Source organism: Pantoea sp. UBA5035 (genome assembly GCF_002415245.1).
Lineage (GTDB): Bacteria > Pseudomonadota > Gammaproteobacteria > Enterobacterales > Enterobacteriaceae > Pantoea > Pantoea septica.
The window spans coordinates 86,401-100,958 of sequence record NZ_DICD01000004.1; the positions used below are offsets into that span (position 1 = coordinate 86,401).

The 14,558-nt window shown below is 60.4% G+C and carries 15 protein-coding genes; 6 read left to right on the top strand and 9 right to left on the bottom strand.

Annotated features, from left to right (window positions below; translation table 11 throughout):
• Positions 1-199 precede the first annotated feature (199 nt).
• Positions 200-826, top strand: coding sequence for a hypothetical protein (locus B3229_RS03440; RefSeq protein WP_048783645.1), 627 nt, complete (start codon positions 200-202; stop codon positions 824-826).
• Positions 827-1,040: 214 nt separating this feature from the next.
• Here the strand turns inward: B3229_RS03440 and lysS are convergent, their stop codons facing one another.
• Positions 1,041-2,561, bottom strand: coding sequence for a lysine--tRNA ligase (lysS, locus tag B3229_RS03445; RefSeq protein WP_286868695.1), 1,521 nt, complete (start codon positions 2,559-2,561; stop codon positions 1,041-1,043).
• 9 nt (positions 2,562-2,570) lie between these two features.
• Positions 2,571-3,669, bottom strand: a protein-coding gene (gene prfB / locus B3229_RS03450) for a peptide chain release factor 2 (protein WP_096073747.1) whose coding sequence is annotated in 2 segments (ribosomal slippage) — positions 2,571-3,593 and positions 3,595-3,669 — 1,098 coding nt in all. Because the reading frame shifts where the segments join, the coding sequence is not laid out codon by codon here.
• Positions 3,670-3,809: 140 nt separating this feature from the next.
• On the opposite strand from prfB, the gene B3229_RS03455 reads away from it, so the two are divergent.
• Positions 3,810-4,730 (top strand): Rpn family recombination-promoting nuclease/putative transposase, encoded by a 921-nt coding sequence (locus B3229_RS03455; RefSeq protein WP_286868698.1) that lies wholly within the window; start codon positions 3,810-3,812, stop codon positions 4,728-4,730.
• A gap of 5 nt (positions 4,731-4,735) precedes the next feature.
• Here the strand turns inward: B3229_RS03455 and recJ are convergent, their stop codons facing one another.
• From recJ to xerD, 3 genes are read right to left on the bottom strand one after another with little or no spacing between them, the layout of a single operon-like run.
• Positions 4,736-6,469 (bottom strand): single-stranded-DNA-specific exonuclease RecJ, encoded by a 1,734-nt coding sequence (gene recJ, locus B3229_RS03460; RefSeq protein ID WP_048784267.1) that lies wholly within the window; start codon positions 6,467-6,469, stop codon positions 4,736-4,738.
• Between the two features lie 6 nt (positions 6,470-6,475).
• A complete protein-coding gene (dsbC, locus tag B3229_RS03465) occupies positions 6,476-7,186 on the bottom strand; it encodes a bifunctional protein-disulfide isomerase/oxidoreductase DsbC (RefSeq protein WP_033752164.1) in 711 nt (236 codons plus the stop codon).
• A 21-nt stretch (positions 7,187-7,207) separates the two neighbouring features.
• Positions 7,208-8,134 carry a site-specific tyrosine recombinase XerD gene (gene xerD / locus B3229_RS03470; protein ID WP_161801252.1) on the bottom strand — a complete coding sequence of 309 codons (927 nt, stop codon included), beginning with the start codon at positions 8,132-8,134 and terminating at the stop codon, positions 7,208-7,210.
• A gap of 68 nt (positions 8,135-8,202) precedes the next feature.
• Here xerD and fldB point away from each other — a divergent pair, with 68 nt between their 5' ends.
• The gene (gene fldB / locus B3229_RS03475; RefSeq protein ID WP_033752170.1) at positions 8,203-8,721 is read left to right on the top strand and encodes a flavodoxin FldB; all 519 of its coding nucleotides are present in this window, start codon (positions 8,203-8,205) and stop codon (positions 8,719-8,721) included.
• A gap of 8 nt (positions 8,722-8,729) precedes the next feature.
• Here the strand turns inward: fldB and B3229_RS03480 are convergent, their stop codons facing one another.
• Together B3229_RS03480 and sdhE are read right to left on the bottom strand one after the other, a co-directional pair.
• Positions 8,730-9,143 (bottom strand): protein YgfX, encoded by a 414-nt coding sequence (locus tag B3229_RS03480; RefSeq protein WP_048784256.1) that lies wholly within the window; start codon positions 9,141-9,143, stop codon positions 8,730-8,732.
• A complete protein-coding gene (gene sdhE, locus B3229_RS03485; protein WP_286868705.1) occupies positions 9,118-9,384 on the bottom strand; it encodes an FAD assembly factor SdhE in 267 nt (88 codons plus the stop codon). The genes B3229_RS03480 and sdhE overlap by 26 nt, the downstream gene beginning before the upstream one ends.
• A 217-nt stretch (positions 9,385-9,601) precedes the next feature.
• On the opposite strand from sdhE, the gene ygfZ reads away from it, so the two are divergent.
• Positions 9,602-10,585, top strand: coding sequence for a tRNA-modifying protein YgfZ (gene ygfZ / locus B3229_RS03490; protein WP_286868707.1), 984 nt, complete (start codon positions 9,602-9,604; stop codon positions 10,583-10,585).
• Positions 10,586-10,633: 48 nt separating this feature from the next.
• Here ygfZ and trhA read toward each other — a convergent pair whose 3' ends face one another.
• The gene (gene trhA, locus B3229_RS03495; protein WP_410477773.1) at positions 10,634-11,284 is read right to left on the bottom strand and encodes a PAQR family membrane homeostasis protein TrhA; all 651 of its coding nucleotides are present in this window, start codon (positions 11,282-11,284) and stop codon (positions 10,634-10,636) included.
• A gap of 177 nt (positions 11,285-11,461) precedes the next feature.
• Between trhA and B3229_RS03500 the strand changes: the two genes are divergently transcribed.
• Together B3229_RS03500 and B3229_RS03505 are read left to right on the top strand one after the other, a co-directional pair.
• A complete protein-coding gene (locus B3229_RS03500; protein ID WP_286868708.1) occupies positions 11,462-12,181 on the top strand; it encodes a MurR/RpiR family transcriptional regulator in 720 nt (239 codons plus the stop codon).
• Between the two features lie 113 nt (positions 12,182-12,294).
• Positions 12,295-13,734, top strand: coding sequence for a 6-phospho-beta-glucosidase (locus B3229_RS03505; RefSeq protein ID WP_286868710.1), 1,440 nt, complete (start codon positions 12,295-12,297; stop codon positions 13,732-13,734).
• Between the two features lie 38 nt (positions 13,735-13,772).
• Here the strand turns inward: B3229_RS03505 and B3229_RS03510 are convergent, their stop codons facing one another.
• Positions 13,773-14,525, bottom strand: a complete 753-nt coding sequence (locus tag B3229_RS03510) for an SDR family oxidoreductase (RefSeq protein WP_286868712.1) — start codon at positions 14,523-14,525, stop codon at positions 13,773-13,775.
• Positions 14,526-14,558 lie beyond the last annotated feature (33 nt).

The following is a 14,558-nucleotide window of genomic DNA, read 5'->3' on the forward strand; positions in this document are numbered from 1 at the left end:
TAATGGCGCGCCGTACGCGTGATGGAATCTTAACAATCCCCTTCTCTTTTACGCGCTACGCTTGATGGTAAGCGCCAGGCGCGTGGCGCGAAGGCGCGCTTTGCGTGTGGATTCAATCAGGTAAAGGAATGGCGCGTGCTGCCGATACCCCAGTTGCCCTATCCGGTTATGTGAAGCCATTCTTATGCGGGGAGAGAATATGCAGCGGCTAATCGCCCTGACGGCGCTCTGTCTCAGCGGCTGCTCCGTCGGCCACTACGAGTACAGCAGCGAAGCGCAAAAGCGCGTCGATATGACCTATACCGGCATTCCCACCGCGCTCGGTCTGGGGACGCTGGGCACGACGATTCCGCTGACGGCGGAGTACAGCCTGACCGCCGCGCACGTCGCCAAATTTTCGCTCTATCGCGTTAAGGCCTGGCATCCAGAGTGCGATATCGCCGTGGTGTACCACAAGAATGCCGAAGCGAATTTGCCGCCGCGTTTTCGCAACAGCCGCATCGGCGACAAGGTGAATCTTTACGGCTATAGCTTTATTAGCGCGATGCCGGTCAGCTCCAGCGGCGAGAACCTGATTAATACTTCGCTGGCGAACAGCTGGAATAAGGCGCAGTGCGTGGTGGTGGCGGCCAGTGCGGGCGTGGTGAAAGGCATGTCGGGCGGCGCGGTCTATAACGCGTCGGACGATACCCTGGCGGGCGTGATTGTCGGCTACAGCAGCCGCATTGATGATAACCGGAGTGGGAAGACGCTCTATCGCGACGTCGCGCTCTATGTGCCCTATGCGCGTTTTGAGGCCTGGCTGAACGGCGTGGTGAAGTCCTGACAGTCAGCTAAAAGAAAAGGCCAGAGATTATGGCCTTGCTGGCTGTGAGCCTGGTGCTCACGCGGCTGGCAGGGCCAGATCGCAAAGTCGCTCAAGGCATCCTTGCGCGCTCGGCCCGCGCCATCCATGGCGCGGGACGCTTTGCTCCTCTGGCCCTGCCAGCCGCGTTTTAAGCTTAGGCGCCGTCTGAAAGGATCAGAAGGTTCGCGCGCTTTTACTTCGCGGTCGGACGCAGCGCCGGGAACAGGATCACGTCGCGGATGGTATGGCTGTTGGTGAACAGCATGACCATGCGGTCGATGCCGATGCCCAGACCCGCCGTCGGCGGCAGACCGTGCTCCAGCGCCGTCACGTAATCTTCGTCGTAGAACATCGCTTCGTCGTCGCCTGCGTCTTTGGCGTTGACCTGCTGCTGGAAACGCTCCGCCTGGTCTTCCGCGTCGTTCAGCTCGGAGAAGCCGTTGCCGATTTCGCGGCCGCCGATAAAGAACTCAAAGCGATCGGTGATTTCCGGGTTCTCGTCGTTGCGGCGCGCCAGCGGCGACACCTCCGCCGGGTACTCGGTGATAAAGGTCGGCTGAATCAGATGCGCTTCCGCCGTCTCTTCGAAAATCTCCGTCACTACGCGGCCCAGACCCCAGCTCTTCTCGACCTTGATGCCGATAGACTGCGCAATCGCCACCGCTTTCTCGAAATCATCCAGATCCGCCAGATCGGTTTCCGGGCGGTACTTTTTGATCGCTTCGCGCATGGTCAGCTGCTCAAACGGCTTGCCGAAATCGAACTCCTGGTCGCCGTAAGGCACCTTCATGGTGCCGAGAACCTCCTGCGCCAGCGTGCGGAACAGGCTTTCAGTCAGTTCAATCAGGTCTTTGTAGTCCGCATAGGCCATATAGAGTTCCATCATGGTGAACTCAGGGTTATGGCGCGGCGAGATGCCTTCGTTGCGGAAGTTACGGTTGATTTCGAACACGCGATCGAAGCCGCCGACCACCAGACGCTTCAGATAGAGCTCCGGCGCGATACGCAGATACATATCGATATCGAGCGCGTTGTGATGGGTGATAAAGGGACGCGCAGAGGCGCCGCCCGGGATCACCTGCATCATCGGCGTTTCCACTTCCATAAAGTCGCGGCCGACCATGAACTGGCGGATGCCGGCCATGATCTGCGAGCGAATTTTAAAGGTGTTGCGCGACTCGTCGTTGGCGATAAGGTCCAGATAGCGCTGACGATAGCGGGTTTCCTGATCGGCCAGGCCGTGGAATTTGTCCGGCAGCGGACGCAGCGCTTTAGTCAGCAGGCGCAGTTCGTGACAGTGGATCGACAGCTCGCCGGTTTTGGTTTTGAACAGCTTGCCGCGCGCGCCAAGGATATCGCCGAGATCCCACTTTTTGAACTGCTCGTTATAAATGCCTTCTGCCAGATCGTCACGCGCCACGTAGAGCTGAATGCGGCCGCCCACGTCCTGCAGCGTCACGAACGACGCCTTGCCCATAATGCGGCGGGTCATCATACGACCGGCGACGCTGACCTCAACGCCTAAATCTTCCAGCTCTTCGTTGCTCTTCTCGTCATACTGCGCGTGCAGCGCGTCCGAGGTGGTGTCGCGGCGGAAATCGTTAGGAAACGCCACGCCGTTTTCACGCAGCGCGCTGAGTTTTTCGCGACGCGTTTTCAGTTCGTTATTTAACTCAAGGGCGGCATCAGCGCTCTGCGGTTGTTGTTCAGACATGTCGGTTCCTTATAGCCCTGCTTTTAAACTTGCTTCGATAAAACGGTCGAGATCGCCATCCAGCACCGCCTGGGTGTTGCGGGTTTCAACGCCGGTGCGCAGATCTTTGATGCGGGAGTCGTCCAGCACATAGGAGCGGATCTGGCTGCCCCAGCCGATGTCGGACTTATTATCTTCCAGCGCCTGCTTTTCAGCATTTTTCTTTTGCATCTCAAGCTCGTACAGCTTCGCCTTCATCTGCTTCATCGCCTGATCTTTGTTTTTATGCTGAGAGCGGTCGTTCTGACACTGCGTCACCGTGCCGGTGGGAATATGGGTGATACGCACCGCCGATTCCGTACGGTTAACGTGCTGACCGCCCGCGCCCGACGCGCGGTAGACGTCAATGCGCAGATCCGCCGGGTTGATGTCGATATCGATATCGTCATCCACTTCCGGATAGATAAACGCAGAGCTGAATGAGGTGTGGCGGCGGCCGCCGGAGTCAAACGGACTCTTACGCACCAGGCGATGCACGCCGGTTTCGGTACGCAGCCAGCCAAAAGCGTAGTCGCCTGAGACGCGAATAGTTACGGACTTGATGCCCGCCACTTCGCCTTCTGACTCTTCAATGATTTCGGTTTTAAAGCCTTTGGATTCGGCCCAGCGCAGATACATACGCATCAGCATACTGGCCCAGTCCTGCGCCTCGGTGCCGCCGGAACCCGCCTGCAGATCGATATAGCAGTCGGCGCTGTCATATTCGCCAGAGAACATGCGGCGGAATTCCAGCTCGCCCAGTTTGCTTTCCAGCGTATCGAGCTCAGCGACCGCTTCGTCGAATGTCTCTTCGTCTTCGGCTTCTACGGCCAGTTCAAGCAGACCCTGCACATCTTCCAGGCCCTGCGACATCTGATCCAGGGTTTGCACGATCGCTTCCAGCGACGAGCGCTCTTTGCCCAGCGCCTGAGCGCGTTCAGGCTCGTTCCAGACGTCTGGCTGCTCCAGTTCGGCGTTTACTTCTTCGAGGCGTTCTTTCTTAGCATCGTAGTCAAAGATACCCCCTAAGAACGGCGCTGCGCTCGGTGAGGTCCTGGATGCGGTTTTTAACCGGATTGATTTCAAACATGGCTTCGGGTCTTTTCGCTGAATGTCGGGATGGAAACCCCGCAGTCTAACTGAAATAGCCGTGAGATTGTAGGGTTTCAGTCGCGCGCCGACAGCAGCAGCGGCCGGCGAAATGTGCGGCGCGGCGCGTGCTTTTATGGGATGGACAGGCACAGCGCAGTATTCAAAACCTTTCTTACCCATGCGCATACCGCGCGCGACTTTTTAGCGCTGCACCTGCCCGACTGGCTGCTGCGCATCTGCGATCTCTCGACCCTGCGCCTGACCTCTGGCAGTTTTATCGAAGAAGATCTGCGCGCTTACTACAGCGACATCCTCTACTCGCTGCAAACCACAGGAAAAAAGGGCTATGTCTACGTCATCATCGAACATCAAAGCTCGCCGGACCGCTTGATGGCATTCCGCCTGATGCGTTACGCCGTCGCGGTGATGCAGCGCCATCTGGATGCGGGCCATCGTCATCTGCCGCTGGTGATCCCGCTGCTCTTCTATCACGGCAAACAACGTCCCTGGCCTTTCAGCATGCGCTGGACCGCGCTTTTCAGCGAGCCGGAACTGGCCGCGCGTCTCTATGGCGGCCCCTTTCCGCTGGTCGACGTTACCGTTATCGCCGACAGCGAGATTGCGCGTCATCGCAGTATGGCGGCGCTGACGCTGCTGCAGAAACATATTCGCCAGCGTGATCTCACCGGGTTGTTTGAGCAGCTGATGACGCTTATGCTGCAAGATTCAGTGAGCCGCAAACAGCGGCTGGCGCTGATTAACTATATGATTCAGGCGGGCGAAGCGCCGCAGGCGAAAAGCTTTATTGAGCAGCTGGCGCGGCGCGTGCCGCAGCAAAAGGAGGAACTGATGACGATTGCAGAACAGCTTAAGCAAATGGGACGCGAGCAGGGCCTTAGCGAAGGCCGTCACGAAGGCCTTGCCAAGGGCCGCAATGAAGGCCAGCGCGAAGCGACGCTGGCGATTGCGCGCAATATGCTGGCCAGAGGAATCGACCTGACGCTGGTGCAGGAAGTGACCGGGCTGTCGGCGGCGGATCTGCAGCAGATCCGTCACTAAGAGCGTTAACTCAGCGGCCAGAGGTGATCGATAATCAGCTGCACCGAGCGATTGCCGCGGTATTCGTTGATATCGAGCTTAAAGGCCAGCTCGACCTGACGCACGCTGTTGTCGGGCCACAGGGTGGTATCGACGTTAAAGGCGATGCCGTCGATCAGCGGGCCGCCGCCGAGCGGCTCCAGCATCACTTTCAGATGCCGCTCGCCCACCAGTCGCTGCTGCAGCAGCTTGAACTTGCCGTCGAAAGCGGGCTCGGGAAACGCCTGTCCCCAGGGGCCCGCTTCGCGCAGCAGTTCAGCGGTCTGCAAACTGAACTCGCCCGGCTGCAGCGCGCCGTCTGACCAGATAACGCTCTGGAGCGACTCTTCGCTCAGCCACTCGCCCAGCAGGTCGGCGAAGCGCTGGCGAAACGCCTCAAACTGCGTCTCTTCCAGCGACAGGCCCGCCGCCATGGCGTGCCCGCCGAACTTCAGCATCATGCCGGGATAGAGCGTATCGAGCCGCTCCAGCGCGTCGCGCAGGTGCAGACCGGGAATCGACCGTCCAGAGCCTTTTAGCGTGCCGTCGCCCGCTGGCGCGAACGCGATAACCGGACGATAAAAGCGCTCTTTCAGCCGCGAGGCGAGAATGCCCACCACGCCCTGATGCCATTCGGGATGGTAGAAAGCCAGCCCCAGCGGCAAATCAGTCTGCTTACGCTCCAGCTCCATGCAGAGCGCCAGCGCCTCGCTCTGCATGCCCTGCTCAATCTCTTTGCGCGTCTGATTGAGCGCATCGAGTTCGTTGGCCAGCATCCGCGCCTGGGTAATGTCGTCGGTAAGCAGCAGCGCGACGCCGACCGACATATCGTCGAGCCGCCCCGCCGCATTCAGGCGCGGACCAAGGGCGAAGCCGAGATCGCTCGCCACCAGCTGGCGCGCGTCGCGGTTGGCGATCTCCAGCAGCGCGCGAATGCCGGGACGGCATTTTCCGGCGCGAATGCGGCTCAGCCCCTGCCACACCAGGATGCGGTTATTGACATCGAGCGGCACCACGTCGGCGACGGTGCCGAGCGCCACCAGATCCAGCAGCTCCGCCAGATTCGGCTCCGCGCGCGTGGCGCCGAACCAGCCCAGCTTACGCAGATGCGCGCGCAGCGCCATCATCAGGTAGAAGGCGACGCCGACGCCCGCCAGCGCGCGCGACGGGAATTCGCAGTCGCGCAGGTTAGGGTTCACTATCGCTTCCGCCTCAGGCAGGGTGTCGCCAGGCAGATGGTGATCGGTGACCAGCACCGGAATGCCGTGCTGATGGGCGCAGGCGACGCCGCTATGGGACGAGATGCCGTTATCCACCGTCAGGATCAGCTGCGCGCCGCGCGCGCGCGCCTGCTCCACCACTTCCGGACTCAGGCCGTAGCCGTCGTCGAAGCGGTTAGGCACCAGATACTGAACGTTGTGGCCGCCCATGCTGCGCAGCGCCAGCACCGTTAGCGCGGTGCTGGTGGCGCCGTCGGCGTCGAAATCGCCCACCACCATAATGCGGCGTCCGTCGAGCAGCGCCTGATGCAGCAGCTCGACCGCCGCATCCAGCCCGTTAAGCGAGGAGAACGGCAGCAAATGCTTCGCGCCGCGCTCCAGCTCAGCCGCGCTGCGCACGCCGCGCTGCAGATAGAGACGTTTAAGCAGCGGCGGAAGATCTGCCGGGAGCTGGTCCTCGACGCCGATCTCGCGCCGCCGCAGTTCTACTGATTTAATCACTGCCAATTAGCCACCGCGCTTCTGCTGATCCAACACCTGCTTCAGCTCCTGCGGCCCCTGATAGCCCGGGATCATCATGCCGGAGTCGGTCAGGATCGCCGGCGTGCCCTGGATGCCGTAAAGAATGCCCAGCTTGTAATGCTGATCGAGATCGATCTTGCAGCTGTCCGGCGCGCTCATCTGCGGCGCGTTGCCCTTCATCGCTTCGTCGAACGCTTTGTTGCGGTCGGCGGCGCACCAGATCGCCTTCATGGCGTTTTCCACCTGGCCATGTAGCCCTTCGCGCGGGAAGGCGAGATAGCGCACCGTGATGCCCAGCGCGTTGTAGTCGGCCATCTGCTCATGCAACTTGCGGCAGTAGCCGCAGGTGATGTCGGTGAAAACGGTAATGACGTGCTGCTCTTTCGCCGCTTTATAGACGATCATCTGCGGCGCCAGCGCCTCGACCTTTTTGTCGAGCAGCTGATTGGTGACGTTGACCGGCTGCGCGCCGCTAACGTCGTAGAGCGGGCCCTGAATCATATGTTTGCCGTCTTCGGTAACGTAAATTACGCCGCTTTCCGTCAGCACGGTTTTAAATCCCGGCAGCGGCGACGGCACGATTTCCGTCTGCTTCAGTCCCAGCTTTTTCAGCGACTGCAGGATCGCGCCGTCATCGGCCTGAGCTACGCTGCTGAAGGCGCCAGCCAACAGGGCCAGCAGGAGAAATTTCTTCATCTTCTTTCCTTAATGTCCGCGTCAGGCGCGCGGATGATGCTGTTGATGCAACTGACGCAGCCGCTCGGTCGCGACGTGCGTATAAATTTGCGTGGTAGAGAGATCGCTGTGTCCCAGCAACATCTGTACGACACGCAGGTCGGCGCCGTGGTTCAACAAATGGGTGGCGAAGGCGTGCCGCAGCACGTGCGGCGACAGTTTTTCGCTGTCGATGCCCGCCAGCACGGCGTAGTGCTTGATGCGATGCCAGAAGGTCTGGCGCGTCATCTGCTGCGCGCGGCTGCTGGGAAACAGCACGTCCAGCGTCTGCCCGTTGAGCAGCCAGGGGCGACCGTGTTCAAGGTAGTGCTCCAGCCAGTAAACGGCCTCTTCGCCCAGCGGCACCAGGCGCTCTTTATTGCCTTTGCCGATGACGCGCACCACGCCCTGGCGCAGGCTGACGTCGCTCAGGGTCAGGCCGACCAGTTCAGAAACGCGCAGCCCGGTGGCGTAGAGCAGCTCCAGCATCGCCTTGTCGCGCAGCTCCAGCGGAATATCGGTGCTGGGCGCCTGCAGCAGCCGCTCCACCTGCGCTTCGCTGAGATCTTTCGGCAGTCGCTGCGGCAGCTTCGGCGCGGCCAGCAGCGTGCTGGGATCGTCGCTGCGCAGCTTCTCGCGGTAGAGATACTGAAAAATGCGGCGCATGGCGCTGAGCAGCCGCGCCGAGCTGCTGGCTTTATAGCCGCCTTCCAGCCGTTCGGCGAGAAACTGCTGCAAATCCTCGGCCTGCAGCGTCAGCAGCGTCAGCCCGCGATGCGTCAGCCAGTCGGTCAGGGTTTTTAAGTCCTGACGATACGAGGACAAGGTATTTTGCGCCAGATTGCGTTCAATCCAGAGCGCATCCAGAAACTGTTCTGTCAGGTCGCTGTCTTGCACGGTATCCCCGCCTTGAGGTGAAATCGTGCTCATTATGCCTGAATCCGCCCCGCTTCTGATACAATTGCGCCAAAGTCAGTCTTAATCCGAGCATTATCTGCATGAAAATTGGTCTTTTTTACGGCTCAAGCACCTGCTATACCGAAATGGCCGCAGAGAAAATCCGCGACTTTATCGGCGCTGAGCTGGTCACGCTGCACAACGTGAAAGATGACGATCCGCTGCTGATGGAGCAGTACGACCTGCTGATTTTAGGCATCCCTACCTGGGATTTCGGCGAGCTGCAGGAGGACTGGGAAGCGATCTGGCCGCAGCTGTCGACGCTCAACCTGCGCGGAAAAATCGTCGCGCTCTACGGCATGGGCGACCAGCTTGGCTATGGCGAATGGTTTCTCGACGCGCTGGGCATGCTGCATGAGCTGCTACAGCCGATGGGCGTGAAGTTCGTCGGCTACTGGCCGCTGGAAGGTTATGAATTTACCAGCCCGCGTCCGCTTAGCGCCGACGGCACGCAGTTTGTCGGCCTGGCGCTGGACGACGTGAATCAGTTCGACGTCACCGACGAGCGTATCGAACAGTGGTGCGAGCAGATCCTGACCGAGACCGCCGCGCTGCTGTAGCGCCCGGCCTACTGCCTGTCCACGCGGCTGAGCAAACGGGCGCGCAGCTGACGCCACCGCGCGTGCGGCATCATATCCTGCATTAGCCACAGCCTGCGCGTCTCTCCTTTCTCGCTGCGCAACACCAGCAGCGCCGCGCCCGGCAGCCAGCGGATCGGGCCGCTGATGCGCCAGCGCGCGCCCTGCCAGCGCCAGCTGTCGTCGCTTTTATGCTGTAGCATGCCGCGCCGCTGCGTCAGCCGGCGCTGCTGCTGTCGGTATTCATGCAGCATCAGCAGCAAAAGCGGGATTTTAATCAGCCAGAACAGGGCGGGCAGCGGCGCGCTCGCCACGATTAGCAGCGCGCCAGACGCCAGCGCGCCATGCAGCAGGCGCGCCTGGCGCGACGGCCGCAGCTTACATTGCCACGGGGCCGCGTTCACGGTTGCGCTGCTGGATCAGCTGGACAATGCGCTTCAGCTCCGGATCGGCCGGTTCGCCGTGATTCATCATCCAGTTGAAGAGATCGGGATCGTCGCTCTTCAGCAGCGCGACGAAAGCCGTTTTGTCGCTGTCGCTGAGGCTGTCATATTCATATTTGAAGAAAGGCATAATAGCGACATCCAGCTCCAGCATGCCGCGGCGGCAGGCCCAGTGAATGCGCGATTTATCATGAATATCCATGTGTGTGATTTCCGCATTTCAGACAGGCGGCTAGTGTAACCTGGTTTTCTCACGCCTGCAGGCGCCCGTTGCGGGGCTGTGCGACGCGCCGCGCGCGTCGGCCTGCCGTTGCCGCGCCGACTCGCGATTTGTGCGCCCGATTCCGTAAACCTGTTGCAAAGCCAGTGCGCTCTTTTAACATTGAGTTCAGGATCCACCTTTTTAATCAGGACAGCCAATGCTTATTTTCAGCTTACCCCCGCGCCAGCCCGTGGCCGCCTCTCGCCTGCCGTTAACCCTGATGTCGCTGGACGGCTGGGCGCTGGTATCGGTGCAGGGCGCCGACAGTACCTCTTATCTGCAAGGCCAGCTCACGCTGGACGTCGCCGCGCTGGGCGCGGATCAGCATCGCCCGGCGGCGCACTGCGACGCGAAAGGCAAGATGTGGAGCAATCTGCGCCTGTTCCATCGCGGCGAAGGTTACGCCTATCTGGTGCGCCGCGAACTGCGCGACACGCAGCTGACGGAACTGAAAAAATATGCGGTGTTTTCGAAAGTGACGCTGGCGCCGGACGACGACGCGGTGCTGCTCGGCGTGGCGGGGTTCCAGGCGCGCGCGGCGCTGACCAGCCTGTTCGACGCCCTGCCGGATGGCGACCATCCGGTGGTGCATCAGGCGGAGAGCACGCTGCTGTGGTTCCCGACGCCCGCGGAGCGTTTCCTGATCGTGACCACGCGCGAGCAGGCGCAGGCGCTGCAGCAGAAGCTGGCCGACGACGCGCAGCTGAATGACAGCGCGCAGTGGCTGGCGCTCGATATCGAAGCAGGCATTCCGGTAATTGAGCCGGCGACCGCCGCGCAGCTGATTCCGCAGGCCGTTAACCTGCAGGCGCTTGACGCCATCAGCTTTAAAAAAGGCTGCTATACCGGCCAGGAGATGGTGGCGCGCGCCAAATTCCGCGGCGCTAACAAGCGCGCCCTTTACTGGCTTGCCGGTCAGGCGAGCCGCGTACCCGCGGCGAACGATTCGCTGGAGCTGCAGATGGGCGAGCGCTGGCGCCGCACCGGCACGGTGTTGGCCGCCGTTCAGCTCGACGATGGCGAAGTGTGGGTGCAGGTCGTGATGAACAACGACCTGGAAGCGGACAGCGTGCTGCGCGTCGAGGGCGACGAAGGCGGACGACTGCTGATCAAGCCGCTGCCCTATTCGCTGGAAGAGTAATGCACGACCGCGCCCGGTTCCCGCCGTCAGGCGGCCGGGCGCGCCAGGTTACATCACGTAAAAGTAGATGGCGCAGAAGTGGCAGGCGCTGCCGCCCAGCACAAAGGCGTGCCAGATAGCGTGGTTATAGGGGATACGCCGTGACACGTAGAAAATGACGCCGAGCGAATAGATGATGCCGCCGGCCGCCAGCAGCCAGACGCCGCCCGGCGAAAGCGTCAGCGCCAGTTGATAGATCACCACCAGCGACAGCCAGCCCATACAGAGATAGGTTACCAGCGACAGCGCCTTGAAGCGGTGCGCGATGGTGAGCTTAAAGATAATGCCCGCCAGCGCCAGTCCCCAGATCACCACCATCATCCCATGCGCCAGCGGCGACTTCAGCCCCACCAGCAGAAAAGGCGTATAGGTGCCGGCGATTAGCAGATAGATGGCGCAGTGATCGAGTTTTTTCAGCCAGCGTTTGGCGCGCTGGTGGGGAACAGCGTGATAGAGCGTAGAGGCGAGAAACAGCAGTATCATGCTGCCGCCATAGAGGCTGTAGCTGGTGATAGCGATGGCGTTAGCGCCCGCTTCGGTCGCCTGCGCCAGCAGCAGCACCAGACCGACAATGCCAAACAGGCAGCCGAGACCGTGGCTGATGCTGTTGGCGATCTCCTCAGCGAGCGAGTAGCCCTGAAGGGCCATGCGATTTTTCATGATGGCGCGTTCCTCAACGTCGTGATGGGTGCGGATTTTCTGACCTCCAGCATAGCCAGGAATATTTTGAGAGTACACGTGTACGCCAAATTTAATCTGTGAATGCGTGTTACCGTCTGCGCAGCGCGCAAATCTGCTACACTGCGCGCAGATCCATTTTCATGAGCGCGCCCGCAGATGTTCTCTCATCACGATCTTGCCAGCCTGAATGACCTCGAGATGCAGGTTTATCACGACATCATTAAACACCCGGAAAGCGTCAGCTATATGACCATCCGCGAGCTGGCGGAACGGGCGGGCGTCTCGACCACCACCGTGCTGCGTTTCTGCCGCAAGATGCAGTGCGACGGCTGGTCGGAATTTCGCATTCGTTTCCGACTGGCGCAGCAGCAGGCGCAGCCCGCGCAGGCGAACGTCGGCGTCAGCGAAATGCTGAGCTTTTTCAAAAGTATTAATAACGATGAATTCAGCGAGCTTATTTCCCGCGCCGCGCAGATGATTAATCGCGCCGAACAGCTTTTCTTTATTGGCGCCGGCACCTCTGGCAGCCTTGCGAAATATGGCGCGCGCTTTTTTTCTAACGTCGGAAAATTCAGCCACTATATCGACGACCCTTATTATCCTGTCAGCGGCAACGTGGATGAAAATACGCTGGCGATATTGCTTTCCGTCTCCGGCGAGACGCCGGAAATATTGCGCCTTGCCAGCCAGTTCAGCCTGCGGCGCTGCCAGATCATGGCGATAACCCACTCAGAGAGCAGCTCGCTGGCGAAAATGAGCGATTTTACGCTGGCCTATCATGTGCCGATCATCCGCCTGAGCGACAATTCCGATATCACGACGCAGGTGCCGGTGATGTATATTCTCGAGGCTATCGGCCGCCTGCTGAATAAATAAAACAGGTTGTTTTACCGGCGTAACATATTACTCTGGGGCGCCGGTGTTATAGCGTGACTTCCTTTTTTGCTTTGCTACACTCGCGGCAAGATCTATTTCGCTGAGAGGGACGTATGCATAACGAATCAGGCTTTCCGCAACACTTTTTATGGGGCGGCGCGGTGGCGGCGCATCAGGTCGAAGGCGGCTGGGATCAGGGCGGCAAAGGCGTCAGCATCGCCGACGTGCTGACCGGCGGCTCTCACGGCGTCAGCCGCGTCATCACCGACGGCGTGCAGCCGGGCAACTTCTATCCCAACCACCGGGGCGTAGAGTTCTACTCACGTTATAAAGAGGACGTCGCGCTGTTTGCCGAGATGGGCTTTAAGTGTTTTCGTACCTCTATCGCCTGGACGCGCATCTTCCCTGAGGGCGACGAGCAGGAGCCGAACGAGGCGGGCCTGCAGTTTTACGACGATCTGTTCGACGAACTGCTGAAGTATGGCATCGAGCCGGTTATCACCCTCTCCCACTTTGAGATGCCTTACCATCTGGTGAAACAGTACGGCGGCTGGCGCAGCCGCAAAGTGGTGGATTTCTTCGTGCGCTTCAGCGACGTGGTGATGCGCCGCTATCAGCATAAAGTGAAGTACTGGATGACCTTTAACGAGATCAATAACCAGCGCAACTGGCAATATCCGCTGTTTGGCTACTGCTGCTCCGGCGTGGTGTTCACCGAACACGAGAAGCCGGAAGAGGTGATGTATCAGGTGATGCATCATCAGTTTGTCGCCAGCGCCAAAGTGGTCAGCCTCGGCCACGCCATCAATCCCGACTTCCAGATCGGCTGCATGATCGCCATGGTGCCGATTTACCCCTACTCCTGCCATCCTGACGACGTGATGCTGGCGCAGGAAGCGATGCATCAGCGCTATGTCTTTAGCGACGTGCAGATGCGCGGCGCTTATCCGGCCTACACGCTGAAAGAGTGGGCGCGTAAAGGCTATCAGATTGAAATGGAAGCGGACGATGCCGAGACGCTGCGCAACGGCTGCGCCGATTACGTCGGCTTTAGCTACTACATGAGCAACGCGGTAAAACACGACGCCAGCGGCGTTGACGATCCCATTACCGGCTTTGACGGCGTGGTCAAAAACCCGCACGTCGGCGCATCGGACTGGGGCTGGCAGATCGACCCGACCGGGCTGCGCTATGCGCTGAACGCGCTTTATGAGCGTTACCAGAAGCCGCTATTCATCGTCGAAAACGGCTTTGGCGCCATCGATAAACCGAATGAGAACGGCGTGATTGAGGATGACTACCGCATCGACTACCTGCGCGCGCATATCGCCGAGATGAAAAAAGCGGTGGCGCACGACGGCGTCGAGCTGATGGGCTATACGCCGTGGGGCTGCATCGACTGCGTCTCGTTTACCACCGGTCAGTACGACAAGCGCTACGGCTTTATCCACGTTAATAAAAACGACGACGGCAGCGGCGACTTCGCCCGCTCGCGCAAGAAGAGCTTCGGCTGGTATCAGCAGGTTATCGCCAGCAACGGCGAAACCCTCTGATCCTCATGGGCCGCGCCGCAACGGGCGCGGCCTCGCGATCAGCGGCCGCCGGCGGCGTCGATAAAGGTGCCGGTAATATAGGAGGCCGCTTCGCTCGCCAGCCAGGCAATCGCTTCAGCAATCTCTTCCGCTTCTCCGCCGCGCCCCATCGGGATGACGCTCGCTGTGGCCGCCACGCGATCGACGCGTCCCGGCTCGCCGCCGTCCGCATGCATTTCGGTATAGATAAATCCGGGCCGGACGCTGTTGACGCGAATGCCCTGCGCCGCGACCTCCAGCGATAATCCTTTCGTCAGCGAATCCATCGCCCCTTTCGACGCTGCATAGTCGACATACTCTCCCGGCGCGCCAAGACGCGACGCGGCGGAAGAGACGTTGATAATCGAACCGCCCAGGCCGCCGTGCTGCGTGCCCATACGTTTCACCGCTTCGCGGCAGCAGAGAAAGGCGCCGGTGACGTTGGTGGCGAAGACGCGCTGCAGGCGTTCGGCGCTGAGGTCCTCTACCCGACACTGCGTAAAGAGGATGCCCGCGTTGTTGACCAGCACGCCGAGCGGCATCGCCTCCTCGTCCAGCCGCTGAAACAGCGCCATAATCTGCGCTTCCTCGGCGATATCCGCCTGCACGGCAAAGGCTTCGCCACCCTGCTCGCGGATCTGCGCCACCACCTGCTGCGCCTCGTCTGCGCGCTTCAGATAGTTAACCGCCACGCGGTAGCCCTGCTGCGCCAGCTTTAGCGCCGTCGCGCGGCCAATTCCCCGGCTTGCGCCGGTCACCAGAGCCAGTGCCATATTTTCTCCATAAAAAAGGGCCGGATAAGCGGC

Bases quoted from the DNA above. Each gene is read 5' to 3' on its own strand.
- B3229_RS03440 (WP_048783645.1), top strand. From the start codon at position 200: ATGCAGCGGCTAATCGCCCTGACGGCGCTCTGTCTCAGCGGCTGCTCC.
- lysS (WP_286868695.1), bottom strand. From the start codon at position 2,561: ATGTCTGAACAACAACCGCAGAGCGCTGATGCCGCCCTTGAGTTAAAT.
- B3229_RS03455 (WP_286868698.1), top strand. From the start codon at position 3,810: ATGGACAGGCACAGCGCAGTATTCAAAACCTTTCTTACCCATGCGCAT.
- dsbC (WP_033752164.1), bottom strand. From the start codon at position 7,186: ATGAAGAAATTTCTCCTGCTGGCCCTGTTGGCTGGCGCCTTCAGCAGC.
- xerD (WP_161801252.1), bottom strand. From the start codon at position 8,134: ATGAGCACGATTTCACCTCAAGGCGGGGATACCGTGCAAGACAGCGAC.
- fldB (WP_033752170.1), top strand. From the start codon at position 8,203: ATGAAAATTGGTCTTTTTTACGGCTCAAGCACCTGCTATACCGAAATG.
- sdhE (WP_286868705.1), bottom strand. From the start codon at position 9,384: ATGGATATTCATGATAAATCGCGCATTCACTGGGCCTGCCGCCGCGGC.
- ygfZ (WP_286868707.1), top strand. From the start codon at position 9,602: ATGCTTATTTTCAGCTTACCCCCGCGCCAGCCCGTGGCCGCCTCTCGC.
- trhA (WP_410477773.1), bottom strand. From the start codon at position 11,284: ATGAAAAATCGCATGGCCCTTCAGGGCTACTCGCTCGCTGAGGAGATC.
- B3229_RS03500 (WP_286868708.1), top strand. From the start codon at position 11,462: ATGTTCTCTCATCACGATCTTGCCAGCCTGAATGACCTCGAGATGCAG.
- B3229_RS03505 (WP_286868710.1), top strand. From the start codon at position 12,295: ATGCATAACGAATCAGGCTTTCCGCAACACTTTTTATGGGGCGGCGCG.
- B3229_RS03510 (WP_286868712.1), bottom strand. From the start codon at position 14,525: ATGGCACTGGCTCTGGTGACCGGCGCAAGCCGGGGAATTGGCCGCGCG.